The sequence below is a fragment of the Bacillus sp. BSL6 genome (genome assembly GCF_052928345.1).
This window is the reverse complement of record NZ_JAVGCW010000006.1, coordinates 132802-158860: the sequence shown is the minus strand read 5'-3', so window position 1 is coordinate 158860 and position 26059 is coordinate 132802. Positions and strand designations below refer to the sequence as shown.

Below are 26059 nucleotides of genomic sequence, written 5' to 3'. Positions count from 1 at the left end.
GCTCAAAATACGATTCATTCACCGGTAAAAATACTCCTTTTACCGGTATTTTACTGCGTAACCCCTTTGTTTTTCATATGATTGAGTCAAGAAAAGCGAAACAAACAAACGAAAAGCGCTAAAGCGACTTTCATCTATAAAAGAAAAAAACAAAGGGGATGACGAGATGACATTGGCAATTGAAATGAAAGATGTAATGAAAAGTTTCAACGAAAAAACGGCACTTCGAAATGTAAATATCGAGGTGAAGCAAGGCGAGATTTTCGGATTCCTCGGACCGAGTGGATCTGGGAAAACGACAACAGTAAAAATATTAACTTCTCAATTACTTCATAGCGTTGGAACGGTAAAAGTATTAGGGAAAGATATTACAGGGCCAAGCAGCATCGATTATAAACGAATTGGTATTTTAACAGACAACAGCGGTTTATATGAGAGACTTAGCATTTATGATAACTTACTATTATTTTGTGACTTATATGATTGCAAAAAAGAACGAATCGATGAAGTGCTAGCACAAGTGAATCTATTAGATGATAAAAAAACATTAGTGAAGAAATTATCAAAAGGAATGAAGCAGCGCGTCACATTAGCTAGAGCAATCCTTCATAAACCAGATATCCTCTTCTTAGACGAACCGACATCTGCACTTGATCCAGTTAACGTACAAAACATTCATAAAGTCTTAAAAGACTTAAATAAAGAAGGAACGACAATTTTCTTAACGACGCACAATATGGACGAAGCAGAAACGCTTTGTAACCGCATTGCCTTTCTATGTGGCGGAGAAATTGTAGCGCTTGATACACCAGAGAACCTTCGCTTAAAATACGCGAAAGATCAAATACAAGTCGTGTTAAAGGATAAGAAGAAAGAAACGGTACAAAAAGATGAATTAGGTGCAAAACGTATTTCAGAATGGATGAAAAAAGGCGAATTATTATCCATTCACTCACACGAACCAACGTTAGGCGATATCTTTATTGAAGTTACTGGGAGGGGATTATAATGACATTTTCAATGAGACGATTTTCAGCTATTTTTCGGAAAGAGGTACAGGATATTAAAGCAAATGCATCTGTACTCGTAATGGCGGCACTGCCACTTGTATTTTCTTTTGTTTATCAACAGATGGATGGGCCGAAAGAGCAAATAGCTAATATGGTAACTTTAATGGCTTTAACAATGGTAGGAAGCTTTGTTCAAGCGGCTTTAATTGCGGAAGAAAAAGAAAAGCATACGCTACGTGTAATGATGTTATCGCCAGCATCAACATTAGAAGTATTGCTAGGAAAAAGCGCATTAACAGCTCTTATTACATTCGTAATTTGTATTAGTAACTTTGCTATTTTAGGTGTAATAAAGGGAAATATGGTTTTAATTGCTCTATTTTTACTTGTTAGTATATTTTTCTTCCTTATGTTAGGTACAGCGATTGGATTAATAGCTAAAACAACGGCGTCAACATCAGTAGTAGGTATGCCGATTCTATTTGTTTTTCTTTTAGCTCCAATGTTAGGAGGATTTATTAAAAGTGAGTTTGTAAAAAAGGCAATCGATTTTCTTCCAACGAAACATCTTGCAGATGCAATGCCGAAATTGCTGGCTGGAAAAGGATTTTCAACTGTTAGTGGTGATTTAATCAATATTATAATTTGGTGTGTGCTTTCAATTATTCTTTGTATTGTAATTTACAAAAAGAAACAAATGGACTAAAAACTGAGCCGAAACGCTCAGTTTTTTCTATTTTCTATCATTTCCTCGGAAATTTTACAATTTCCATACATATTTTTACAGATTTTGTCGAAAAGTAATTAGTTATACGTTGTATAGGATACGTGAATATTGTTCAAAATGATTGCTGAGGTGATGATGGAATGCGAGGAAGAAATAATAAAAAGTCGCAAAAGGTAGTACATTTATTTCAAAAAAGATGGGTATTTCCGGCACTATACATTGCTTGTGCAGCGGTAATTTTAATGGTTGCACTATGGTTCCAAGGAGCTAATCCGAAGAAGACTCCGAACCAAGATCAAGCAACGCCGTATACACAAACGGAAGATCCAGCAGTACCAGTAACGAAGTCTTCAGAAGTAGTGAAAATGCCAGCTGCCGCGAGTGCGGAAGTAGTTGTACAGAAGAAGTTCTATGAAGATGCAGCAACTGAGGCGGAACAAGAAAAAGCACTTGTCTTTTATAACAACACATATTCCCCGAACAAAGGAATTGACATTGCTGCGAAGAATGGAAAAGAATTCAATGTTACAGCTGCTTTAAGTGGTACAGTAACGAAAGCTGAAAAAGATTCACTTCTTGGTTATGTTGTAACAGTTGATAGCGGAAATGGTGTAGCAGCTTCTTATCAAAGCTTAGGCAGTGTAAAAGTAGAAAAAGGTGCACGAGTTGTACAAGGTGAAGTATTAGGAAAATCCGGTCTAAGTGCAATGAATAAAGAAGCAGGTTCTCACGTTCACTTTGAAGTACGTAAAGACAATGTGGCTGTGAACCCTGAGCGCTACTTAAATAAGTCAGTAGCAGAAATTAAAGCTGATGCAGGTGCTGCAAAGGCAACGAACGCTTCTGGTAAAAAAGCTGATGACAAATCTCAAAAAGAAGAAAAGTCAACGAGCACGAAACCAGAAAGTAAAACAGAAGACAAGTCTCAAAAAGAAGAGAAATCAACTAGCGGTTCAACTAGTGACAAAAAAGAAGAACCGAAGAAAGAAGAAAAATCAACAAATGGTTCTACAGAATCATCTAACAGTTCTTCTTCACAAGAATAAGAAAGTGAAAAAATCAGTTCTCACTAGGAGAGCTGATTTTTTTATTTTCATATAAAAATACTCAATTTCGAGAAAAAAGTTGCAATAACAAGGAAAAATGACGAGATTCTCGAATATATATTACAAAAGGGAGGGGATACTGTGTCATTTTTGTTTGTTCTGTCGACTGCTATTATTTTATTGTTTGTTTTATTCACCTTATATTATTATATTGCCGGTAAGAAAGAGGTTCCCCACCATCAATTGTTAGAAGAAGAGTTGGAACGAGAAGAATGACACCTTATATACAAGGTGTCATTTTTTCGCCAAAATAGTCACTGTTAACGTATTTCTCACAAAAAAACGTAATTTTTCTTAACTTAGTCCGCAAAAATAGTGAACATGTAGCATATATCAGTAGTGCGGGCAATACAATGGTATAAACCAAAGCAAAGAGAGTGTTTGAGGTGAGAAATCGTGAATCATTTCATTATAAATCCAAGAATGTTTAACGCTTACAAACAGCACTCACACTTACTTCTTAGTCGTATGCAGCGAGGCTCATTTCACCCTTCTCACATCCAATTTAGGGAGGCGAGTGGTGTGCACGATTACATCAAAGAGAGAACTATCAAGATTGGTAAGTATATCGTGGAGACAAGAAAGACAGTGCGTGTCATTGCAAAGGAATTTGGGGTATCAAAGAGTACAGTCCATAAAGATTTAACGGAACGTCTACCAGAAATTAATCCAGAGCTCGCAAATGAAGTGAAAGAAATTCTTGATTATCATAAGTCTATTCGTCATTTAAGAGGCGGAGAAGCAACAAAACAAAAGTATAGAAAAGAAGATGTAGAAAAGCCGGTACGTCAATAAATATGCAATCGCAAACATTCCGTTTCAATTCGGTAATATTTTTCAGAAGAATTCTTTTTGCGAATATTACGTTTCTGTTAAATTTATGATAAAATCAGAAATTAGGTGTAAAAGAATTCGGGTGTAACCTGATTTTGAATATCGAGGAGGAAAAAACGGGAATGTTTGCGCGAGATATCGGAATTGACCTAGGTACGGCTAACGTATTAATCCATGTTAAAGGTAAGGGTATTGTATTAAATGAGCCATCTGTTGTTGCTATTGATCGTAACACAGGTAAAGTATTAGCAGTAGGTGAAGAAGCAAGAAGTATGGTGGGACGTACGCCTGGTAATATTGTAGCCATTCGTCCACTAAAAGATGGTGTAATCGCAGATTTCGAAATTACAGAAGCAATGTTAAAGTATTTCATTAACAAATTGGACGTAAAGAGCTTCTTTTCAAAACCTCGCATTTTAATTTGTTGTCCAACAAATATCACATCAGTAGAACAAAAAGCAATTCGTGAGGCTGCTGAACGTTCAGGTGGTAAAACAGTATTTTTAGAAGAAGAACCAAAAGTAGCCGCAGTTGGTGCTGGTATGGAAATCTTCCAACCAAGCGGTAACATGGTTGTTGATATTGGTGGAGGTACAACGGATATCGCTGTACTATCTATGGGTGATATTGTTACCTCTTCCTCTATCAAAATGGCTGGCGATAAGTTTGATATGGAGATCTTAAACTACATTAAACGTAAGTATAAGCTATTAATCGGAGAACGTACTTCAGAAGATATTAAAATTAAAGTTGGTACAGTATTCCCAGGTGCACGTAGCGAAGAACTTGAAATTCGCGGACGTGACATGGTAACAGGTTTACCACGCACAATTACAGTATGCTCAGAAGAAATTACAGAAGCATTAAAAGAAAATGCAGCTGTTATTGTACAAGCTGCAAAAGGCGTACTAGAGCGCACACCACCAGAATTATCAGCGGACATCATCGACCGCGGTGTAATTCTAACAGGCGGTGGAGCTTTACTACACGGCATTGACATGCTCCTAGCAGAAGAACTAAAAGTACCAGTATTAATTGCTGAAAACCCAATGCACTGCGTTGCGGTTGGTACAGGTATTATGTTAGAGAATATCGATAGATTACCAAAGCGTGCTTTACGATAAAGTGAAAGGAACTAAGGTGTAAACCTTAGTTCTTTTTTTTGTATTTTTATTTTTTTATTTCGATTTTTTGAGAAAATAGAAGAAAAATAAAGAAAAACGAAGAATATAGGTAAAATATTCATATATATGGTTAAATTTAATATTTCCGTATTTGAAAACGTTTATAATATAATGAGTCGAATACGACATTAAGGCAAATCATGTGTTAATACATATTGCCTTTCCCTAATCTGGGCATACACTCTTTTCTACCTCCGTGTCAGTTGCAAGGATGTGCAACTATTTTAAGAGAATAGAGTGTATGCATTTTTTTATAAATAGGAAGTAAAGTTTCACTTTATAATGACAAACAATAAACAAAATGGGATAATAGACAATATGTCCAAGTGGTAAGACCAATATTACAAAAGGGGCGATTGTTATATGCTAAATATAGAACAAATTAAAGAAATCATTCCTCACCGCTATCCATTTTTACTTGTTGATAAAATATTAGAAGTAGATGAAGGGAAAAGAGCGGTTGGAATTAAAAATGTATCCGCAAACGAAGAATTCTTTAACGGGCACTTCCCTGACTACGCAGTTATGCCTGGTGTACTTATTGTAGAAGCATTGGCACAAGTTGGAGCAGTTGCTGTATTAAAAAAAGAAGAAAACCGCGGAAGACTTGCTTTCTTCGCAGGTATCGACAATTGTCGTTTCAAAAAACAAGTACGTCCAGGTGATCAACTTCGTCTAGAAGTAGAAATGACACGTGTACGTGGTCCAATCGGAAAAGGAAAAGCAATCGCAACAGTAGATGGTGAAATTGCTTGTGAAGCTGAAATTACATTTGCGATTGGTGATAAAAAAGAATAGATGTTAATTAAAAAAATTCTTCTGCATGTTGCAGAAGAATTTTTTTAATTCATATATCTTTTGTTCGAAATATAAAAATACAGATTAATCAGAATTTTAATTGTAAATGAATGGAAGTTCGTATATAATGACGATATAATATCTTGAAATTAAGATAAATGATAGCACAATAAAAATAGAGATAGTGTTGTCACATTATGGAGAGTATGAGGTAGGACAAAGTTCATTATAATTCGTTATGATGAAGTGTAGAGGGAACTTGTGGGTGATTTTACCAGTGGGAGTAAATGAAAAATGGGCGTAATATATCGAGCATAGAAAGATAAAAGGGTAAGTGTTGCATTTTGAAAAGAGGAGATCATAACATGTTCGGGAGAAAAAAAAGAAAACCATTAAGGCAACTAATTACACATAAAGAGCCGAAATCGCGTGTTGCAGAACAATATCGTAACATTCGTACAAACATTGAATTTACATCTGTAGATACTCATATTCGTTCTATCGTTGTCACTTCACCAGACCCAGGAGATGGGAAAACAACAACAATTGCAAATCTAGCCGTTGTTTTCGGTCAACAAGGGAAAAAAGTATTGTTAATTGGAGCAGATTTACGTAAGCCAACCATTCAAAACTTATTTGCTATTCATACCTCTAATGGCTTAACCAACTTATTATCAGGACAAGCGAAACTGATGCAATGCATACAAAAAACAGATATAGAGAACGTATATTTAATGGCGTCAGGTCCAATCCCGCCAAATCCAGCTGAGCTATTAGGTAGCCGGTTAATGGACGAGCTCTTACTAGAAGCATATAACATGTTTGATATCATTTTAATCGACACACCACCGATTCTTGCAGTTAGTGATGCACAAATATTAGCGAACAAATGTGATGGTGTCGTACTTGTCGTGCGCAGTGAAAAAACAGAAAAAGATAAAATTGTAAAAGCGAAGCAAATATTAGACAAGGCATCTGGTAAACAACTTGGTGTCGTTTTAAACGATAAGAGAGAAGAAAAGGAACAATATGGATATTATTAAAAAATAGTATATAGAATAGTAAAATGTAAAAGCTGGCAAATATTTTTTGTCGGCTTTTTGAATTTTTATAAAATTTTTTATTGCATTATACAAAAAGATTGATATAATGGAAATTTTGGAAAATCGTTGGAATGTGTTGTCATATTTAAGATTATTTTGTAAGATTATATGTGCTTGATGTGAATAAATGTCGAACGAAATCAATCAAAATAAAAAATGTAACATTTATATGTTATAATTTTTCTTATGTGCAAATTTTAGAAAGTTGGAGGAACTTATGGAAGAAACAATTAGTTTGAAAGAGTTATTTCATATTTTAAAAAAACGTTTAGCAATGATCCTCGTAATCGCCTTTGGTGCAGCTATTGTAAGTGCTATCATTAGCTTCTTCTTTATGACACCAATCTATCAATCTTCGACGCAAATTCTTGTTAACCAGAAGAAGCAAGAGGGTGCAATGTTCCAAGCTGGTGAGATTCAAACGAATATTCAATTAACGAATACATATAAGGTTATTCTTAAAAGTCCTGTTATATTAGATCAGGTAAAAGAAAAATTAAATTTGAATATTACTTCTAAAGAATTGAACCAAAAAATCACAGTTGAAAATGAAAAAGATTCTCAAGTTATTTTATTATCTGTACAAGATGAGAGCCCAGTAGTAGCCGAAGATATCGCAAATACTTTAGCTGAGGTATTTAAAACTGATGCTGTAAAAATTATGAATGTTGATAATATAACAATTCTTTCAAAGGCTGAATTAGGTGAAAAACCTGTTCCGATAAAACCTAAGCCGTTTATAAATATCGCTATTACGATTTTAGCAGGTATCCTTTTAGGGATTGGGCTTGCATTTTTACTTGAGTATCTAGACAATACGATAAAAAAAGAAGAAGATGTGGAAAGTTTACTTGGCTTACCAGTGTTAGGTATTGTTGCTCGTATGGATGAAGAAACAACAAATGTGAAATCGCATGCTCCATCATCAAGAAAAGTGAGGGGACAAACAATTGGTTCTTAATTTATTTAAAAAGAAAAAAAATCATCGTCAACGTCGGCAATTAATTGCTCATCAACAACCGAAAGCACCAATTTCAGAACAATATCGTAATATTCGAACGAATATTGAATTTGCAGCTGTTGATAAAAATATACATTCATTAATGATAACATCTGCTAATCCAAGTGAAGGGAAAACGACAACGACAGCGAATATGGCGGTTGTGTTTGCTCAACAAGGAAAGAAAGTATTATTAATTGATGCAGATATGCGTAAACCAGCGATGCATCAAATGTTCCAAGTAGATAATATTTTCGGATTAACGAACGTATTAACACATAGTGAACGTCTAGAGAAGTGTGTACAAAAGACAGCAGTTGATAATCTACATTTTTTAGCATGTGGGCCAATTCCGCCAAATCCAGCGGAATTATTAGGTTCAAAATCAATGAAGGAACTTCTTGCACAAGCATATAGTATGTACGACTTAGTCATCTTTGACTTGCCACCAATTTTAGCTGTAACAGACGCGCAAATTATGGCAAATGTATGCGATGCATCTATTCTTGTTGTGCGTAGTGAATTGACAGAAAAGGAAACAGCAGTAAAAGCAAAAGTATTATTGGAATCTGCAAAAGGTAAATTATTAGGTGTTGTTCTGAACGATCGTGAACGTGAACAGGGCTTATATTATTACTACGGTGCAAATTAATGAAAAGAGTGAGATATGGGAAGAACATATCTCCTTTTTTCCCTTGAATATGAGGGATACCTCATATTCAAGGGAAAAAAGATTACTATAAGCGAGGGAGGACAAAACAAATGATTGATTTACATTGCCACATTTTATCTGGTATCGATGACGGTGCACAAACAGTAACTGATAGCTTAGCAATGGCACAGCAAGCTGTGGCAGAAGGAATACATACAATTGTCGCAACACCACATCACCAAAATGGGAAATATGTAAATGAGCGTGCTTCTATTATTCATCAAGTGAAGCAATTAAATGATGAATTACAACAACATGAAATCCCACTGAAAGTTTTACCAGGGCAAGAGGTCAGGTTATACGGTGATTTATTAGAAGACTATGAAGCTGGTAAAATCGTTACTTTAAATGAAACAAACAAATACATATTCATTGAATTTCCATCTAATCATGTACCTCGTTATACAGAACAACTATTGTATGAACTACGTGTAAAAGGAATGATCCCAATTATCGTTCACCCCGAACGTAATGCCGAGTTAATCGAGCGACCAGATAAGTTATATAACCTTGTCAATAAAGGTGCTTTAACACAAGTGACAGCAGGTAGTTTACTAGGTAAGTTTGGTAAAAAAATTAAGAAGTTTTCATTGCAGCTTGTGGAACATAATTTAACACATATGGTTGCTTCAGATGCACATAACACAACAACAAGAGGATTTCATTTAGCAGAAAGCTATGAACTGATAGAGAAAGAATTCGGTGCAACTGTTATGAATGATTTAAGAGAGAATCCGTATTTAATCATTAGCGGGAAAGCAATTTATAAAGAAGATCCAGAACAAATTTGTCGTAAAAAATTGTTTGGTATTTTTTAAATAAAGAGTTGGTGATGTCTCCTAACCGTTATCAACGGGGGCACTCGGTCGTGCTGTGGGTAGAAATTTTTATTTCGAACCTACCTTAGACGCTTGTCGTCGGGAGTATGGCGTGAGGTTGGGTTAGATGCCCATAATTTATTTCTAATAGAAACTCTACCTATGGAGTTATAAAAATGACTCTATAGGTAGGGTTTTTATTATTGCTACATATAAATAATTAAATGCGGAGGGTTAGATTTGAAAAAAGTAAGAAAAGCGATTATTCCAGCTGCTGGACTGGGGACAAGATTTTTACCAGCAACGAAAGCGATGCCAAAAGAAATGCTACCTATCGTTGACAAACCAACAATTCAATACATAGTAGAAGAAGCGATAGAATCAGGAATTGAAGATATTATTATTGTAACTGGAAAAGGAAAGCGTGCCATTGAAGATCATTTTGATCATTCCTTTGAGTTAGAACAAACTCTGCTTGAAAAAGGGAAATTGGAAGTACTTGAAAAAGTACAAGCTTCCTCAAAAATTAACATTCATTACATAAGACAGAAAGAGCCAAAAGGTTTAGGGCACGCAGTATGGTGTGCACGTAAATTTATTGGTAACGAGCCATTTGCAGTATTACTTGGTGATGATATTGTGCAAGCAGAAACACCGTGTTTGCGTCAACTAATGGATCAATATGACGGAACACAATCATCCGTTATTGGTGTACAAACAGTACCAGAAAATGAAACACATCGTTATGGTATTATCGATCCAGTTGAACAGAATGACCGTCGTTATCAAGTACGTCAATTTGTTGAAAAGCCAGCACAAGGTACAGCGCCATCAAATTTAGCAATTATGGGTCGCTACATTTTAACACCAGAAATTTTTATGTTCCTTGAAGATCAACAAACAGGGGCTGGTGGAGAAATTCAGTTGACGGATGCGATTCAAAGATTAAATGAAATTCAACGCGTGTTTGCTTATGATTTTGATGGTACTCGTTATGATGTTGGGGAGAAATTCGGATTTATTAAAACGACTATCGAAATGGCGTTACAGCATGAGGAGTTAAATCAACAATTATTACGCTATATGGATGAATTAGTAAATAAAAAAATGATGAAATAGGAGTGGGGGAGAGGGAAAGTGAAAGCTAATGAAAATATAGCGATAGATTACCAACGAAGTGTCAATACACAAAATATTCATATTCAGCAAGAGCCATCTACCGTATATTTACGTATTAAATATGTGATAGATTTTATAGTTTCTTTAATAGGATTAGTTATATTATCACCAGTTATACTGATATTTAGTTTGCTTATTGTATTAGAGTCTCCAGGGTCCCCTTTCTACTCTCAAGAAAGATTAGGAAAAAACGGAAAGAATTTTAAAGTACTAAAGCTGCGCTCTATGAGAAAAGATGCGGAAAAGAACGGGGCAAAGTGGGCAGAACAAAATGATCCGCGAATTACAAAAATAGGTTTATTTATACGTAAGACACGAATTGATGAATTACCCCAATTAATAAATATTTTAAAAGGTGAAATGTCACTGGTTGGTCCAAGACCTGAGAGGCCTATCTTTACTGAAAAGTTCGAAAAGGAAACTCCAGGATTTAAAAATCGCTTAAAAGTTAGGCCAGGGTTAACAGGATGGGCACAGGTAAATGGTGGATATGAAATTACCCCAAAAGAAAAACTAATATTAGATATTTATTATATTAATAATGCAAGTTTAATAATGGATTTGAAAATTATGATTAAAACAATTTCAGTTGTAATAACGGGAAGTGGTGCTAGATAAACTCATGTGGTAGCACATGAGATTCATAGTTAAGAAAGGTATTAAAAAATGTCTGTCTTGTTAAAGAAAAAATTGTTTAGTAAAAATATAACAGTTAGATTAATGACGTCAAGAATTATTCAAATTATTTTAGGTGGTTTAGCAGGGATTTTATTGGCACGGTTTATGAATCCTGAAAATTATGGACTAATAAATTTAGTAACAAGCATTGTTACCTTTTTTACTATAGTTTTTCACAGTGGTATTTCGGTCTCTACGGCTAAACATATTTTAAATGCAAATAGTGAGAAAGAGAAAACACAATATATTATAAGTGGATTGTTTTTACAGGTTGTTTGTTATTTATGTGGCGTAGTAATTCTTTTGATTAGTAATGAATATTTTTTTGAGAAGCTATATAAAGTTAACTTTGATAATAAGACATTATTACTGATATCATTATTGACATTATCTAATGGGTTTATATTATATTATGAGCATTTGTTAAACTCAATCAAGAAACAAATAGTTTTAACCAATATTCTGACTTTTAATGCGTTAGGAAGATTAATATTACCTATTATTTTGGTTTTAAATGGTTTTAGTTTTAAAGGAGTATTATTAGGGCAAGTTATTTCTGGTTTAATAAGTCTGCTTATCCCAATTGGTATATTTTATAGGGCTATTATAGATTTTAATAAGATAGAGCAGGGAGTAAGTGACTTCTTTATTAATATAAAGAATGTATTGCAATATGCTTTTGCTTTTATTTTTATAGAAATGTCTAATTTTATATTTAATAACTCTGATATCATGATGATATCTATGTTTTTTAGCCCTAAACATGTGGCGTGGTATTCAGTAACAAGATTGGTAATTGAGGCTTCTAGAGCACCGGCTTGGGCCATTGGAAAAATGGTTTCAGTTAGTTTTACAAAAATTAAGGATAATTCGAGACAAATACTTTTTTTATCAAAGTTAATAAAGTTAATCTGTATTCTTTTTATCCCTTTAACGCTATGGATGTTCTTTGGTGCGAATAATATAATCTTATTTTTATTTGGAGAAAACTATTTTGAATCAATTAATGTTTTAAAATGGTATGCAATCTATTACGTTGTGCTGGTAAGTGTAGATTTACTGAACGGTATTTATGATTATATAGGATATGCTAAATATAGATCTATAGCACTGCCTATAATTGCTATTATAAATGTTTCTTTAAATTACATTTTAATTCCACAATTTGGAATTGAAGGAGCTGCTTTCAGTAAAATTATTCCATACTTAGCTTTATTGATTTTTTATTTATACTTGATATATACAAAAATGGGTTTAAATGTCGGTGGAATAAACTTTAAATTATCCCTGTTATGGAAGGGGTTAATTTTAAACCTAGTATTAGGTGGTAGCTTATACATGATTAATTCCCATTTAAGCATCATATTGAGTCTGTCTTTAAGTGCTATAGTATTTACTAGTTATTATTATGTAGCTTATAAAACTAAATTAATTACTAAGAAAGAGTTAAATCTATTATTAAAAAATTAGGTGATTAGATGGTCAAGAACAATAATTTGAATCACAACGCAAAATTGTTTAAAATCTCTATTTTGTGCTTTGTGGGAGCGTTATTAACAACCTTAGCATATCCTGCGTTTCATAATTTATTGACGGGTTTATTAATTGGTATCCCAATTTTAATTATCATACTTATGTGGTATCCCCCGATATGGTTATCAATAACAATTTTAGTTATAAATATAGTGATGTTTTTAAATGTTGATGTAACAGTATTAGTAGTAATCAAATTTGCTATCTTTTCGTTATTGTTGTTAGTGTTAGCTTTTAAAACAATAATGAATTTCTCAACTTATAAATCCATCTCCAAATCACCAATAGACTTTTTTATGTTCATCTTCTTTTTGTGGGGAATATTTGAATTGTGTTATGGGATTTATAATGGCCATGCTGGTAAAGATATATTAATTTCAGTTTGGGCAATTCAACAGATTCCTATTTATTATTTTATTACTAAATTAACATTAGTAGATGAAAAATCAGTGAAAATTAATTTGTATTTATTAACGATAATGGCCATAATTATGGCCTTATTTTCTTTAACTGCAGATGATCGTTTAGTGGTTGGAAGTGCTGCAATTGGTGGATATATTTCTCATATCGTTATAGTTCCACTCATTATTTTAATCATTAGCAAAGGGAAATTGAAAGCTAAGTTATTTTATGCGATTTTAATTATTTTATTTTTATCGGATATCATAATTGGTGGGTCTAGGCGTTTCATAGTTCCTGTACTTGCTAGTTTATTTATGTTAATTCTTTTCCATAAGAATCGCACAAAAATTATTATTAGCTTAATTTCTTGTTCTATCTTAGCCCTATTACTATTTGATATTATACAACCAGGTGGTAAAGGATTAGACTTTGTATTTTATCAAATGACTAGGGGTGAGGGATATAGAGGCGCAGAGAGATTAGTTGCATATAGAGAAGTTTTTAATAATTATCCTATTATAGGGGCTGGTTTTGGACAAAGGTATGAGGCCATGCTTGTAGGAACCAAGGGAGTAATTAGACCAGGTCCAACTTTTCATAGTTATTATGCTACTTTGTTAGTAAATATGGGGCTTATTGGGACAATTCTATTTCTTGTATTACCACTAGTAACAACTATTCATGTAATCAAATCCCTTAAAGAAAAAGCAAATTATATAGGGACAATTCATAAAAATTTAGTTCTTGCATTTCTAGGATTTTATATAGGATGGGTGTTTACAGCACAGTTTGATGCACCTAGGGACGGACATTGGTTAATAGGTTTATTACCAGCATTAATAGTTAGTGTTTTGAATTTCGGTAAAAGTTGGAATGAGTCTTCGGAGGATATACTTTTAAATAAGGAGAGGTTAGAGTGAAAGTTTTAATATTATGTTGTGGTGCGTGGGTTGAGGTTTGGAATAGCTATTTAAAGGGAGTAGCTGATCTTGATGGTGTACAACTTACGGTAGCTACTACAACTCCCTCGGATAAAGGATTGAATAGACTAGAAGAAATAAAGCAAAGAAATGTGAATGTAAAAATATATAAGGGGATGGCAGAGAAGCTAACAGGTCATGCAGCTACGGCAATATTCCCCTCGGAAATAAAAGAGTTATTTAAACAAAAACCGGATGTTATCCATATTATAGGGGAAGCTGGATATATTAGTACTTGGCAAGCAATTAAACTTAAAAAAAAGTATTGTCCTGAAGCGAGGCTAACTATTCGTGCGGCACAAAATATATATCATAAATATATTTTTCCATTCTCTTTAATCGAAAAAATTTCCTATAAAAATGTGAATCATATTTGTCCTGTATCAACTCAAGCAATTGATGTTTTGAGACAAAAGGGATACGAGGGGGAAGTTACAGTTATTCCTAATGGATTTGATAAGGAAGTTTTTTCTCCACAGTTGGATGTAGAATTGAAAATAAAATTAGGTTTAGATAATTTTGTAATAGGGTATGTTGGTAACTTTACTTTGCAAAAAGGAATATATAATTTGATAGAGGCGTTTGCCCAGATTAAAAATAAAGATGCTAAATTGTTTATGATTGGTAGAGGACCCGAAAAAGAAAATTTAATAGAAAAAATTAAACGATTAGGCATTGAGGATAGGGTTGTAATTATTGATTATGTAGAACAATTAAAATTACCGATTTATATGTCTTGTATGGATGTATTGGTTTTACCTTCTAAGCAGATGAAGTATGCAGGAAGTAAATTAGCAAAGGTTTTACCTTTCTTACAAATTCCTTGGGCAGAACAATTTGGTAGGGTATTGGTAGAAGGGATGGCATGTAAAATTCCTATTATAGGCTCAAGTAGTGGATCAATACCTGATGTTGTGAGTGATGTAGGTTTGATATTTGAGGAAAATAATAGCGATGATTTAGCAATGAAATTAGATTATATGATTGAAAATGAAGATTTCAGAAATCAATGTGTCGAAAACGGTTATATTAAAGCTTATGAGAAATATACGTGGGATAAAGTAGCTGAAAATTACCATGGGGTTTGGAACAAAAAATAAGTTTAGTCTAAAGTAATATAATCATAAGAATTAGGGGAGTTTGAATGGAAAAAGAAATAGAAAAAGAAATAGTACCTAAGGTTTCTATAATTACACCTTCATATAATAGTGAGGAATTTATAAAACAAACAATCAAATCTGTAGTAAAACAAACATTTCAAAAGTGGGAACTTATAGTAATAGATGATTGTTCTCAAGATAATACAAGGGAAATTGTTAAAGCTTACGAAGAAATTGATAATAGGATCAAACTTTTAGAATTGGAAAAAAACTCAGGGGCTGCAGTGGCGAGGAATAAGGGAATAGAAATTGCTAGGGGAACTTACATAGCATTTTTGGATAGTGATGATATATGGGAATATACAAAATTAGAAAAGCAAATTAAATTCATGGAAGAAAAAGATATTGCGTTCTCTTTTTGTGGTTATGAGGTTATAGATGAACATGGTAATAGCTTAGGAAAAGAGGTAAAAGCCCCTAATGAGATTAGATACAATGAACTTTTAGGAAATACAATAATTGGTTGTTTAACGGTAATGCTAAATAAAGAAAAAATTGGTGAATTTAGAATGCCAAATGTTAAACCTGAGGATACAGCCTTATGGTTGGAAATATTAAGAACAGGATTTAAGGCGTACGGTATTCAAGAGTCGCTGGCTAAATATAGAATTGTACAGGGATCAGTTTCTAGAAATAAACTTAAAGCGGCAGGGAATTATTTGAAGGTTTTGTGGGGACAGAAAGATTTAAATATTGTTAGGAAGTTTCTATATTTTATTTTATATGCTTTTAATGCTTTTAAAAAAAATAAGTAGATAATAAAGGTGAGGAATTAACTATGAATATAGCGATTTTTGGAACTGGTTATGTAGGATTAGTAACAGGTGTATGTTTATCAGATATTGGACATCGTGTAACATGTATTGATATCGATGAACATAAAGTTACTAGAATGAAAGCTGGCATTTCACCAATATATGAACCAGGCTTAGATGAATTGATGAGTAAAAATATTAATGAAAATAGATTGTTATTTACAACGGATTGTCGCCAAGGAATTGAAGAAGCAGATGTTATTTATATAGCAGTAGGTACTCCACAGCAAGCAGATGGTTCAGCTAATTTACAATATATTGAGCAAGTTGCTTTGGATATTGCTAATAATCTAAAAAAAGATTCGATTATAGTAATTAAAAGTACGGTTCCAGTTGGTACAAATGATCATGTTAAAAATTTAATTCAGCAAAATTTAAAATCAGATGTGAAAATTAGCATGGTATCAAATCCAGAATTTTTAAGAGAGGGTTCTGCAATTCACGATAGTTTTTATGGAGATCGTATAGTTATTGGCGCTGATGATGTCAAAATTGCCGATGTTATGGAAGAAGTAAATAAACCTTTTAATGTTCCTGTTTTTAAAACAACAATTAGAAGTTCAGAAATGATTAAATATGCAGCAAATGCTTTCTTAGCTACAAAAATAAGTTTTATTAATGAAATTGCTAATATTTGCGAAAAGTTAGGTGCGGATGTAGAGCATGTAGCTAATGGTATGGGATTAGATAAAAGAATTGGTACACAATTTTTAAAAGCGGGTATTGGATATGGTGGTTCTTGTTTTCCAAAAGATACACATGCTTTAATACAAATTGCTGGTAATGTAGAGCATGATTTTGATCTGTTAAAATCAGTTATTACAGTAAATAATAATCAGCAGGCATCACTTGTTGAAAAGATAAAAAATGTATTAGGTGATATAGAAGGAAAACAAGTTGCTATGCTTGGTTTAGCTTTTAAACCAAATACTGATGATATGAGAGAAGCAGCATCAATTGTTATTGCAGATAATTTAGTGAAAATGGGTGCAAATGTCGTAGCTTATGATCCAATTGCTACTGAAAATGCAAAGAAAATATTACCTAATGAGGTTCAATATGCATCTTCTGTTGAAGTAGCAGTTAAAGATGCCGATGTAACACTTATTGTAACTGAATGGGATGATATAAAGGAATTCCCTATTGAACAGTACATCAAATTAATGAAACAACCTATTATTTTTGATGGACGTAATTGCCATGGCTTAGAATACGTGAAGAAATTTAATGTAGACTACTATTCAGTAGGAAGACCAGCTGTAGTTCGTGAAAAAGTTTCTTTATAATTATAAAAATAAATTACATGAATGAGAATCTGTAAGAATATGTTTTGTAAATTAAGAAGTTGTTTTATTAACCTAGCTATTTAAAATTATATAGCTAGGTTAATTTTTTATATGCTTATTATAGGGATATGTAGTAACGGGAGGTTTGGAAGTATGGCAATACTTGTAACAGGTGGAGCAGGATATATTGGGAGTCATACATGTGTAGAATTACTGAATACTGGTTATGAAATTATTGTAGTAGATAATTTGTCAAACAGTTCAGTAGAGTCTATTAATCGAGTAAAAGAGATAACGGGGAAACAATTCAAGTTTTATAAAGAGGATCTTGTAAACTACGAGGCACTGAATAAAATTTTTGAGGAAAATGCAATTGAGGCTGTGATTCACTTTGCAGGTTTAAAGGCTGTAGGAGAATCGGTAGCAAAGCCATTAACGTATTATCATAATAATATTATTAGCACATTAGTATTATGTGAAGTGATGCAAAAGCGTAATGTGAAGAAGATGATTTTTAGTTCATCTGCAACAGTATACGGTGTTCCAGAAACATCACCAATTACGGAAGAATTTCCATTAAGTGCAACAAATCCATATGGTCAAACGAAATTAATGATTGAACAAATGATGCGTGATGTGGCATTTGCAGATACAGAATGGAGTATCGCATTACTTCGCTATTTCAACCCATTTGGTGCACATGAAAGTGGACGTATTGGAGAGGATCCAAATGGAATTCCAAATAACTTAATGCCATATGTTACACAAGTGGCAGTAGGTAAGCTAAAAGAATTAAGTGTATTTGGAAATGACTACCCAACGAAAGATGGAACAGGCGTCCGTGATTATATTCATGTTGTAGACTTAGCAAAAGGTCACGTAAAAGCGCTAGAGAAGGTACTGAATACAACAGGAGTAGATGCTTATAACCTGGGCACAGGTACAGGGTATAGTGTACTAGAGATGGTTGAAGCATTTGAAAAGGTTTCAGGCAAAAAAGTGCCTTATAAAATTACGGAGCGTCGTCCTGGTGATGTGGCGATATGCTTTGCTGATGCATCGAAAGCAAAGCGTGAGTTAGGCTGGGAAGCAACATATGGATTAGAAGAAATGTGTGCAGATTCTTGGAGATGGCAATCTGAAAATAAGGATGGATATCAAGAGGTTATTAACTCGAAGGTTCGTTAAAGGGTGCTAAAAATTTCATACATCTATCAATATAGTTTGGCTTCAAAATTCAATTACATGTATAATGTATTTTGACATCATAATAATTTGATAGTAGTGCCTAAAGAAAGAAGGTTAAAACTATGAAAAAGAAAATCCTATTATGGATACTGGGGATTATAGGAGTAATAATTATAGGCGGCGGAGTATATGCCTATAATGTATATTCCAAAGTCTCAAAAACATTAGATGAAGTTCATAAACCATTAAAGCGTGATGAAGGTAATAAACAAGAAGAAAAAATTAATAAATCTGAACCCGTATCTATCCTATTACTAGGAGCTGATGAACGTGGTGAAGATAAAGGACGCTCAGATTCTTTAATGGTTATTACTTTAAATCCTAAAAATAATTCAATGAAAACTGTAAGTATTCCTCGTGATACGTATACTGAAATTGTTGGAAAAGGGAAAAGTGATAAAATTAACCATGCTTATGCATTTGGTGGAGTAGATATGTCTGTCGCAACTGTAGAAAAGTTCTTAAATGTACCTATTAACTACTATATTGAAGTGAATATGGAAGGATTTAAGGATATTGTCGATGCAGTAGGCGGTGTAGATGTAAATAATGATTTAGAGTTTTCTCTAGAAGGAAAGCACTTCCAAAAAGGGAATATCCACTTAACTGGTGATCAAGCTCTAGCATTCACACGTATGCGTAAAGAAGATCCACGCGGCGACTTCGGGCGTCAAATGCGTCAACGTCAAGTGATGCAGGCTGTTATTAAGAAAGGCGCAAGCTTCTCTTCTTTATCAAGCTATGGTAATGTATTAACAGCGATTCAAAAGAATGTGAAGACAAACTTAACGCAAGATCAAATGTTTGATATGCAAAAGAACTATAAAGATTGCTTGAAAAATAGTGAGGAAATCCAAATCCCAGGTGACGGCCACAAAGCCGCTGATGGTATTTGGTACTACTACGTTCCAGATGCAGCGAAACAAGATATTACGAATAAGTTAAGAGCGCACCTTGAAGTGACTAAGTAATATGTAATAACCCAACTCCTTTGGTAGGAGTTGGGTTTATTTTTGCGTGAATTTATATTAGTATTATATGTTGTGAGAATAATAGATGAGGTGAATCGATGAATAAGAAAGCAGTACTTGTCCTAGTTATTTTTGTATTGTTTGTCGCTTCGGTTGTGAGTGGTAAATTATACTGGAATAAGAAGATTGCGAATGCGACAGGACAAACGAGTGAAGTGACGAAAACAAAGTCTGAAGTGAAAGATAGCGGTGCGAAGAAAACAGAGAAAAAACAAGATGCGAAGTCATCTTTTAATGAGGCATACGCGAAGAATTTACCGGATGAAGTGAAAGATAAGGTAAAGAAAGCTGCTGAGGATAAAAAGGCAGTAAATCTTGTTATTGTTGGTGATGAAGCTTCTTCATCTGCAAAAGATGCTTGGGCAGCTAAGTTAACTGCTAACCTAGATGCTTCTTATGGTAAAGGGTTATGGAATGTGACAGTCAAAGAATATAAGGGTGAAAGTACAGAAGAGTTAATCGCAAATAAGCGTGATAAAGAGATTGCAAAAGAAAATCCAGATGTGATTTTATTCGAGCCACCATTTATTACCGACAATGGTAAGACTGGTAATGGAAACTCAGTTCCGAGTACGCAGAAATTTGTACAAGCACTTTCTACTAGTGCGAAGGGTGCTACGATTATGATTCAACCACCAAACCCAGTGTATGGTGCGAAGAATTATCCGAAAGCGATTGAAGCGTTAAAACAATTTGCGATGCAAAATAATTATACATATATTGATCATTGGGGAGCGTGGCCAGATGCAACAACAAAGGCTATCCTACCATACTTAAAAGAAGAGTTTGGTTTCCCAACTGCTAAAGGTCATGAAGTTTGGGCACAATATGTAACGGATTATTTTGTAGCTAAATAATAAAAGGGGAGAGGGTATTGTCGTTCAACATATGTTCGACAATACCCTCTCTTTTTTTATAAGATTTTTGCTATACTAAACTGTACTATAATACAGGATGGAAGGAGGAGAACAATGAAAATACTTGTAGTGGATGATGAGTCGAGTATTCGTAATTTAATTCGAATGCAGCTTGAGATGGAAGGATATGAAGTGCTTACGGCGGCTGACGGGAGAGAAGCTTTAGAGAGATGGAAGGAAGGACCGGATGTTTTAATTTTGGATGTTATGCTTCCAGATACAGATGGGTATGAGTTACTTCGTTTGTTCCGGGAGAAGGATCGTGATATTCCAGTGCTCATGTTAACTGCGAAGAGTCAGATGAATGATAAATTGCTTGGCTTGCAGCTTGGTGCAGATGATTACGTGACGAAGCCATTTAATTATGCGGAGCTTATTCTTCGGGTCAAGAATATGACGCGGCGCGTGAAGAAGAAAGAGGTAACGGTAAGCCATGAAGTAATTGGGGCGGGAGAGATAACGATTTGCCCTAAGGAAAGAAAAGTGCATGTGAGTGGACAAGAGGTTCAGTTAACGTACAGGGAGTTTAATTTATGTCAGTTGTTTGTTTCAAATCCGCAACGTGTATTTATGAGAGATGAGCTACTTGAGAAAGTATGGGGATTTGAGTATATCGGAAATACGAGAGCGGTTGATATTATGGTGCAAAGACTGCGGAAGAAGCTCGGGAAGAGCGGGGAATATATTAAGACGATTTATGGCGTTGGCTATAAACTGGATTGTTAAGTGGTGATGATATGTCTTTAAAAAGAAATATGGTGTTTGGAATTGTTGGACTGTTAATCCCGATTTTTGTTCTTTTGTACGCAGTTGTTTATATTACGTTAGAGAAGAATATGTATCATAATGCGGCAAATTCTTTAGAAAAGTTAAGTGTAGAAGCACAAATTTATACGATGAACTATTTAGAGAAGGAAGCAGAGGTAGAGACGCTAGGTCCGAATTCACTTTTAATTGCTTCGTATTTAGCGAAGCGCATGGATGTCCGTGTACAGATGATTGGGAAGAATGGAGATGTTGTGGCGGATACGCAAAAGGGAGCACTTCTTCATCGGAATATTGATATTGAGAGCTCTTTGAAGGGGAAGAAATCTTATGTTTTTGAAGAGGGAGATCCAGCTCCAATTCTTTTGTTTTCAAGCCCAGTTTATTATGGAAACGATGTCATTGGAAGTGTTCGTTTTATAAATGAGTTAACGGGTGAGAAGGAAGTGTTAACAAATGTCGGCTGGACGTTCTTAATGACATCTCTTTGTCTCGTAGCTGCAGGTATTTTCTTTGCAATTCGTTTGGCAAAGTCTCTTCATAAGCCGATTGATCAGTTAAGACAAATGGCGCACCGGCTTGCGAATGGTGATTATAAAAGTAAGATTGAGTTAAATGAATATGTGGAAATTGCGCAGCTTTCAGCGTCTTTTAATGCGATGGCTGATGGGATTGAACTACATATTAAGCAATTGAAGGAAGAGAAAGAGAAGCAGAAAGATTTCTTAGACCGCATTACGCATGAGCTAAAAACACCGCTAACGGCGATTATTGGCTATGTGGATTTAATTCCGAAGTTAAAGGCGAAGGAAGATGTACAGGAGAGCTTGCGCTATGTAGCTGTAGAAAGTGAGCGTTTATTATCACTTGTAGAGGAATTACTTAAGTCTTCAAAGTACGGGACGAGTACGTTTGAAATATCACCTACAGTTGTGAATATAAAGGAATTAGCCGAAGAAGCAGTTTCAATCGTGAAACCTCGTCTGCAGAAATTTGAGATTGAAGTTATCAATGAGTTAACAGATGTATATGTTGTTGCCGATTTCGATAAGACGAAACAGATCTTCTTAAATGTGCTTGATAATGCGATAAAATATAGCGACGCTGCGCAAATTCGTATGAATGTCATTGTAAATGAGCGTGAGGCGAAAGTGTTTGTTCATGATGATGGCATTGGTATCGATGAAGGGGTGCTGGCAGAGTGGAATGAATCGCCAGAAGGGAAGGTACTTTCTTCTAGTTACGGGAACGGGTATGGTTTGTATATTTGTCAGGAGATTATGAATAAGCAGGGCGGAAGTATGCGAATTGAGAGTAGTGAAGAGGTTGGTACTACCATATTTATTACATTCTTACTTCCGAGACGGATGGAAGACATAAAAAACTTGAAAGCGGTTAAATGATACATTTATGAAACAATTATGCGATATTTTCGAAACAACGTTTTTTTATCTTGGAGGTAGGCAGAAATGAAAAGGCTATCATTTCAAATTCTTATGTTTGTCTTTTGTATCATTGTTTCTCTTATTTTGTTTTATGTGATGGAGAAGCAAATATATAATCGGATCACAATTGTGAATGACAAACAAGCTGTTTTACAAAGAGTGAATGAATCCCTGCCTACTGAAATGAAGGTTAGGCATGAAAAGTGGGGAGAAATTGTTATAACGGATGAAGTTCGTTTGCATACGATTGTTTCATTCTTTGACCGAATTCAAATCAATCCGAGTGAAGCTAAGAATCAAGAACAAGTATTTACTGGAGAAGTAACGTACTTGAATGGACAGAAACGTACTTTTGCAGTAGGTGACTTGTTCCAGTACGGGGCTGATATGTACGGAAAGAATGGTACGGATCCAATGATTTCAGCATTGCAAACGTATTTGTTAAGCCTGTATTACACACCAGAACGTATTCATGATTTTTTTGCGTCAGCACAGGATGTCATAGTACGTCAAGGTGATGTAGAACGTGCGGTGAATGTTACGCACATACTTGATTCGATTCGGTATGCAAAGCAAATTACAGATTACGGAGAAATTCAGAAGTTATTACAATCACAGAATGAACCGATCGCTTATGTTACCGCTTATAAAACTGGTAAGCGTATAAAGAATGAGCGTGAAGACATTCTTACTATTTCTGTGTATCCATCGTATTTTGTTGTGCAATATCTCGGTGATAATAATGGGAATGTCATGTATATGAAAAGCTCCCTCGCAAATGTATTTGTAAAGGAGAATGTGTCATGAGAAAGATAGCCTTTTTCTTCTTTTTGCTAGTAATAGGAGGAGCGATGTCTAGTTGCTCTCGAGATACAACCTCTATTAAATATAATAAAAGTGGTCTCCCTATTTTGAATGATCGTCATCTTGTTGCGTATGTAGCGGCTCGCGAGGAAGTTGGGGAAGCGTTGCTTTCATCATTTTGTAAACCACGCGGCTGTACGTATGAATTTATTCGTCTTTCGACAGAAGAGCTTCTTCGGAGGGTAGAAGAGGAAGCTGGAAATCCGAAAGCGGATATTATTATTGGCGGTACGGTAGACGCGCATCAAATGATGAAGCAAAAAAATCTATCTATTCCTGTTACGAGTCAGCATGCGAACCGTATTTCAAAAACTGTGAAAGATAAAGATGGTTATTGGTACGGTTATGAAGTAGAGAAGCTGGCAATTGCGATCAATAAAGAGCGGTGGAACGAAGAATTAGCCCCGCTCGGACTTCCTTATCCATCAAGGTGGCAAGATTTATTAAATCCAGTATATAAGGGAAAGATTGTTATGCCAGATCCAAATGTTTCAGGAACAGCCTATACGTTTTTTCAATCACTTATTGATACTGTAGGTGAAGAGAAAGCGAAAGAATATGTTAAGAGCTTTGCAGGGCAAGTTGGTGAAGTAACGGTGAATGGTTACATGCCAGTAGAGCTTGTTGCGAGTGGTGAGTATATGATAGGCATCAATTTCATGGGAGATCAGAGAATGCTTCAAAAACAAGGTTTTCCAGTTGTAAGTATCGTACCTGAGCAAACAGGGTTATCTGTTAATGCGATTTCGAAACTAAAACGTGCACCGAATGGTATTATTGCGGATTTATTTATTGATTATTGTTTATCAGAAGAAGCGGGTCACATTTTAGAAAAGGTTTCGTTTGGCGTGCCAACGATGTTTGCGAAGAACGAGAAAGAAATAGAAGGACAGCCGGTTAGAAGAACGAACCAACATATATCAAATAGTGGAATAATCGAGATATGGAATAGACAACGTCTCTCTCAGAAGTGAGAAAAGGAGACGAAAGAATATGTTTAAATGGCTCAAGCCAGCACCTGCAATTGAAAGATTGCCTGCGGATATGATCGACCGTGTATATCGATTACTACGTATTCGTGTGTTAATCGGAATTTCAGTTGGATATGCTGCTTATTATTTAGTTCGTAGTAACTTTACGTTATCAAGTACGTATTTAGTACAAGAATATGGTTTTAGTACAGCTCAAATTGGTCTACTAGGTTCAGTAATGGCAATTGTTTATGGATTTAGTAAGTTCTTTATGGGGAATTTATCAGATAAAGCTTTCGCCCAGCGCTTTATCGCAGTCGGTTTATTCTTATCAGGGCTTGTAAATATTTGCTTCGGTTTTGCATCTTCATTTGGGATGATTGTTACATTACTTGTTGTGAATGGTATTGTACAAGGTATGGGTGCACCTCCTTGTAGTATCGTTATGACGAAATGGTTCTCGAAGAAAGAACGTGGTACGAAAACAGGTCTTTGGAATATTTCACATAACGTTGGTGGAATGCTTGTGCCACCACTTGTCGGAATTGGTGTAGGTATTTTTGGTGAAAACCATTGGCAAGGCGGCGTGTTTATTTTCCCAGCGATTATCGCAATGGTAATTGCAGTTCTTGTTTGGATTAATGCGAAGGATACACCGGAATCAGAAGGTCTTCCTCCAATTGATGAGTATCGTAATGACTATGAAAATCTTGAAAAAGCAGATCATGCTAACAAGATGTCACCAAAAGAAATTTTAATGAAGTATGTAGTGAAAAATAAATTTGTATGGTTCTTATGTATTGCAAATGCATTCGTTTATTTAATTCGTTTCGGCGTTATTAACTGGGTTCCACTTTATTTAACGACAGTTAAAGGTTTCTCAAAAAATGAAGCACATGCGGCGTACGCAATCTTTGAAGGTATGGCAATTCCAAGTTCATTAATCGTTGGTCTTTTAAGTGATAAATTATTTAAAGGAAAACGTATGCCATTATGTATCATTAGTATGGTCGGAGTTGTTATTGGTACGTTTGTATATTGGCAAGCAACTAGCATACTTGTTGTAAGTATTGCAGTTTCTATTATCGGTTGTTTAATTTATGTACCACAATTCTTAATCGGTTTAAGTGCGATGGAATTAGTACCGAAATTTGCAGTAGGTACGACAGTTGGTATGTGTGGTCTGTTCGGTTACGTAGGCGGAAGTCTTGTAGCAAACGCAGTAATTGGTGTTATTGTTGATCGTTCTGGCTGGGATGGTTGCTTTATCTTACTATTAACAGGTGCTATTTTATCAACGATCTTCTTGTTCATCGTTCAGCGTGGACATGAGAGCAAAGCTCCTAAAGCGGCGTAATATTTTGTTTGAAAAGCTATCCAATTATTATTTTGGATAGCTTTTCTTATATTATTATAATCTTTCCTTAAATCTATCTTAAAAGACATAATGTCATATTTCTAATCATTGGAATTTTTGTTACAATATAAATGGA

General features: G+C 34.7%; 26 protein-coding genes. All 26 read left to right on the top strand.

Translation table 11 applies throughout. The features are described 5' to 3' along the window. Positions 1–166: 166 nt before the first annotated feature. Positions 167–1009: an ABC transporter ATP-binding protein gene (locus RCJ96_RS19860; RefSeq protein ID WP_220779411.1), complete on the top strand. Its 843-nt coding sequence runs from the start codon at positions 167–169 to the stop codon at positions 1007–1009. Continuing rightward, positions 1009–1716: an ABC transporter permease gene (locus tag RCJ96_RS19855; protein WP_000144426.1), complete on the top strand. Its 708-nt coding sequence runs from the start codon at positions 1009–1011 to the stop codon at positions 1714–1716. The genes RCJ96_RS19860 and RCJ96_RS19855 overlap by 1 nt, the downstream gene beginning before the upstream one ends. A 161-nt stretch (positions 1717–1877) precedes the next feature. Further along, positions 1878–2783 carry a M23 family metallopeptidase gene (locus RCJ96_RS19850; protein ID WP_001214938.1) on the top strand — a complete coding sequence of 302 codons (906 nt, stop codon included), beginning with the start codon at positions 1878–1880 and terminating at the stop codon, positions 2781–2783. Positions 2784–2924: 141 nt separating this feature from the next. Continuing rightward, positions 2925–3059, top strand: coding sequence for a hypothetical protein (locus RCJ96_RS19845; RefSeq protein ID WP_000008903.1), 135 nt, complete (start codon positions 2925–2927; stop codon positions 3057–3059). A gap of 306 nt (positions 3060–3365) precedes the next feature. Continuing rightward, positions 3366–3638 carry a sporulation transcriptional regulator SpoIIID gene (spoIIID, locus tag RCJ96_RS19840; protein WP_000544012.1) on the top strand — a complete coding sequence of 91 codons (273 nt, stop codon included), beginning with the start codon at positions 3366–3368 and terminating at the stop codon, positions 3636–3638. Positions 3639–3799: 161 nt separating this feature from the next. Next, a complete protein-coding gene (gene mreB / locus RCJ96_RS19835) occupies positions 3800–4801 on the top strand; it encodes a rod shape-determining protein (RefSeq protein WP_000457987.1) in 1002 nt (333 codons plus the stop codon). 423 nt (positions 4802–5224) lie between these two features. Continuing rightward, a complete protein-coding gene (gene fabZ, locus RCJ96_RS19830) occupies positions 5225–5659 on the top strand; it encodes a 3-hydroxyacyl-ACP dehydratase FabZ (RefSeq protein WP_000931956.1) in 435 nt (144 codons plus the stop codon). 365 nt (positions 5660–6024) lie between these two features. Beyond that, positions 6025–6702: a CpsD/CapB family tyrosine-protein kinase gene (locus RCJ96_RS19825; RefSeq protein ID WP_416504014.1), complete on the top strand. Its 678-nt coding sequence runs from the start codon at positions 6025–6027 to the stop codon at positions 6700–6702. A 277-nt stretch (positions 6703–6979) separates the two neighbouring features. After that, positions 6980–7723, top strand: coding sequence for a YveK family protein (locus RCJ96_RS19820; RefSeq protein WP_416504015.1), 744 nt, complete (start codon positions 6980–6982; stop codon positions 7721–7723). After that, positions 7713–8414: a CpsD/CapB family tyrosine-protein kinase gene (locus tag RCJ96_RS19815; protein WP_416504016.1), complete on the top strand. Its 702-nt coding sequence runs from the start codon at positions 7713–7715 to the stop codon at positions 8412–8414. Before RCJ96_RS19820 ends, RCJ96_RS19815 begins: the two co-directional genes overlap by 11 nt. Before the next feature lie 110 nt (positions 8415–8524). Then, positions 8525–9292 (top strand): tyrosine-protein phosphatase, encoded by a 768-nt coding sequence (locus tag RCJ96_RS19810; protein ID WP_416504017.1) that lies wholly within the window; start codon positions 8525–8527, stop codon positions 9290–9292. Positions 9293–9532: 240 nt separating this feature from the next. Next, positions 9533–10411 carry a UTP--glucose-1-phosphate uridylyltransferase GalU gene (gene galU, locus RCJ96_RS19805; RefSeq protein WP_416504018.1) on the top strand — a complete coding sequence of 293 codons (879 nt, stop codon included), beginning with the start codon at positions 9533–9535 and terminating at the stop codon, positions 10409–10411. Positions 10412–10429: 18 nt separating this feature from the next. After that, positions 10430–11089 (top strand): sugar transferase, encoded by a 660-nt coding sequence (locus tag RCJ96_RS19800; protein ID WP_416504019.1) that lies wholly within the window; start codon positions 10430–10432, stop codon positions 11087–11089. A gap of 48 nt (positions 11090–11137) precedes the next feature. Then, positions 11138–12619 carry an oligosaccharide flippase family protein gene (locus RCJ96_RS19795; RefSeq protein WP_416504020.1) on the top strand — a complete coding sequence of 494 codons (1482 nt, stop codon included), beginning with the start codon at positions 11138–11140 and terminating at the stop codon, positions 12617–12619. 8 nt (positions 12620–12627) lie between these two features. Beyond that, positions 12628–14004 carry an O-antigen ligase family protein gene (locus RCJ96_RS19790; protein ID WP_416504021.1) on the top strand — a complete coding sequence of 459 codons (1377 nt, stop codon included), beginning with the start codon at positions 12628–12630 and terminating at the stop codon, positions 14002–14004. Then, positions 14001–15164 (top strand): glycosyltransferase family 4 protein, encoded by a 1164-nt coding sequence (locus tag RCJ96_RS19785; protein WP_416504022.1) that lies wholly within the window; start codon positions 14001–14003, stop codon positions 15162–15164. The genes RCJ96_RS19790 and RCJ96_RS19785 overlap by 4 nt, the downstream gene beginning before the upstream one ends. A gap of 44 nt (positions 15165–15208) precedes the next feature. Further along, the gene (locus tag RCJ96_RS19780) at positions 15209–15979 is read left to right on the top strand and encodes a glycosyltransferase family 2 protein (protein ID WP_416504023.1); all 771 of its coding nucleotides are present in this window, start codon (positions 15209–15211) and stop codon (positions 15977–15979) included. A 23-nt stretch (positions 15980–16002) separates the two neighbouring features. Next, positions 16003–17325 carry a UDP-glucose dehydrogenase family protein gene (locus RCJ96_RS19775; RefSeq protein ID WP_416504024.1) on the top strand — a complete coding sequence of 441 codons (1323 nt, stop codon included), beginning with the start codon at positions 16003–16005 and terminating at the stop codon, positions 17323–17325. Between the two features lie 153 nt (positions 17326–17478). Continuing rightward, positions 17479–18513: a UDP-glucose 4-epimerase GalE gene (galE, locus tag RCJ96_RS19770; RefSeq protein WP_416504025.1), complete on the top strand. Its 1035-nt coding sequence runs from the start codon at positions 17479–17481 to the stop codon at positions 18511–18513. A 122-nt stretch (positions 18514–18635) separates the two neighbouring features. Then, positions 18636–19544: a polyisoprenyl-teichoic acid--peptidoglycan teichoic acid transferase TagU gene (tagU, locus tag RCJ96_RS19765; protein ID WP_446699833.1), complete on the top strand. Its 909-nt coding sequence runs from the start codon at positions 18636–18638 to the stop codon at positions 19542–19544. 98 nt (positions 19545–19642) lie between these two features. Continuing rightward, positions 19643–20461: an SGNH/GDSL hydrolase family protein gene (locus tag RCJ96_RS19760; RefSeq protein WP_416504026.1), complete on the top strand. Its 819-nt coding sequence runs from the start codon at positions 19643–19645 to the stop codon at positions 20459–20461. Between the two features lie 114 nt (positions 20462–20575). Further along, positions 20576–21247 (top strand): response regulator transcription factor, encoded by a 672-nt coding sequence (locus RCJ96_RS19755; protein ID WP_086707030.1) that lies wholly within the window; start codon positions 20576–20578, stop codon positions 21245–21247. 11 nt (positions 21248–21258) lie between these two features. Continuing rightward, positions 21259–22689, top strand: a complete 1431-nt coding sequence (locus RCJ96_RS19750) for a HAMP domain-containing sensor histidine kinase (protein ID WP_098298439.1) — start codon at positions 21259–21261, stop codon at positions 22687–22689. A gap of 66 nt (positions 22690–22755) precedes the next feature. Further along, positions 22756–23538, top strand: a complete 783-nt coding sequence (locus RCJ96_RS19745; protein ID WP_074541148.1) for a DUF3919 family protein — start codon at positions 22756–22758, stop codon at positions 23536–23538. Further along, entirely contained in the window at positions 23535–24569 is a 1035-nt protein-coding gene (locus RCJ96_RS19740) for an ABC transporter substrate-binding protein (RefSeq protein ID WP_416504027.1), read from the top strand. Before RCJ96_RS19745 ends, RCJ96_RS19740 begins: the two co-directional genes overlap by 4 nt. A gap of 19 nt (positions 24570–24588) precedes the next feature. Next, a complete protein-coding gene (gene pgtP / locus RCJ96_RS19735; RefSeq protein WP_416504028.1) occupies positions 24589–25923 on the top strand; it encodes an MFS transporter in 1335 nt (444 codons plus the stop codon). Positions 25924–26059: the final 136 nt, after the last annotated feature.

Excerpts from the sequence above, each read along its gene's own strand:
- RCJ96_RS19795 (WP_416504020.1), top strand. The coding sequence starts at position 11,138 with ATGTCTGTCTTGTTAAAGAAAAAATTGTTTAGTAAAAATATAACAGTT.
- RCJ96_RS19810 (WP_416504017.1), top strand. The coding sequence starts at position 8,525 with ATGATTGATTTACATTGCCACATTTTATCTGGTATCGATGACGGTGCA.
- RCJ96_RS19825 (WP_416504014.1), top strand. The coding sequence starts at position 6,025 with ATGTTCGGGAGAAAAAAAAGAAAACCATTAAGGCAACTAATTACACAT.
- mreB (WP_000457987.1), top strand. The coding sequence starts at position 3,800 with ATGTTTGCGCGAGATATCGGAATTGACCTAGGTACGGCTAACGTATTA.
- RCJ96_RS19775 (WP_416504024.1), top strand. The coding sequence starts at position 16,003 with ATGAATATAGCGATTTTTGGAACTGGTTATGTAGGATTAGTAACAGGT.
- RCJ96_RS19750 (WP_098298439.1), top strand. The coding sequence starts at position 21,259 with ATGTCTTTAAAAAGAAATATGGTGTTTGGAATTGTTGGACTGTTAATC.
- RCJ96_RS19745 (WP_074541148.1), top strand. The coding sequence starts at position 22,756 with ATGAAAAGGCTATCATTTCAAATTCTTATGTTTGTCTTTTGTATCATT.
- RCJ96_RS19855 (WP_000144426.1), top strand. The coding sequence starts at position 1,009 with ATGACATTTTCAATGAGACGATTTTCAGCTATTTTTCGGAAAGAGGTA.
- RCJ96_RS19790 (WP_416504021.1), top strand. The coding sequence starts at position 12,628 with ATGGTCAAGAACAATAATTTGAATCACAACGCAAAATTGTTTAAAATC.
- RCJ96_RS19850 (WP_001214938.1), top strand. The coding sequence starts at position 1,878 with ATGCGAGGAAGAAATAATAAAAAGTCGCAAAAGGTAGTACATTTATTT.
- RCJ96_RS19760 (WP_416504026.1), top strand. The coding sequence starts at position 19,643 with ATGAATAAGAAAGCAGTACTTGTCCTAGTTATTTTTGTATTGTTTGTC.
- RCJ96_RS19860 (WP_220779411.1), top strand. The coding sequence starts at position 167 with ATGACATTGGCAATTGAAATGAAAGATGTAATGAAAAGTTTCAACGAA.
- fabZ (WP_000931956.1), top strand. The coding sequence starts at position 5,225 with ATGCTAAATATAGAACAAATTAAAGAAATCATTCCTCACCGCTATCCA.
- RCJ96_RS19755 (WP_086707030.1), top strand. The coding sequence starts at position 20,576 with ATGAAAATACTTGTAGTGGATGATGAGTCGAGTATTCGTAATTTAATT.
- RCJ96_RS19820 (WP_416504015.1), top strand. The coding sequence starts at position 6,980 with ATGGAAGAAACAATTAGTTTGAAAGAGTTATTTCATATTTTAAAAAAA.
- RCJ96_RS19780 (WP_416504023.1), top strand. The coding sequence starts at position 15,209 with ATGGAAAAAGAAATAGAAAAAGAAATAGTACCTAAGGTTTCTATAATT.
- pgtP (WP_416504028.1), top strand. The coding sequence starts at position 24,589 with ATGTTTAAATGGCTCAAGCCAGCACCTGCAATTGAAAGATTGCCTGCG.
- tagU (WP_446699833.1), top strand. The coding sequence starts at position 18,636 with ATGAAAAAGAAAATCCTATTATGGATACTGGGGATTATAGGAGTAATA.
- galE (WP_416504025.1), top strand. The coding sequence starts at position 17,479 with ATGGCAATACTTGTAACAGGTGGAGCAGGATATATTGGGAGTCATACA.
- RCJ96_RS19740 (WP_416504027.1), top strand. The coding sequence starts at position 23,535 with ATGAGAAAGATAGCCTTTTTCTTCTTTTTGCTAGTAATAGGAGGAGCG.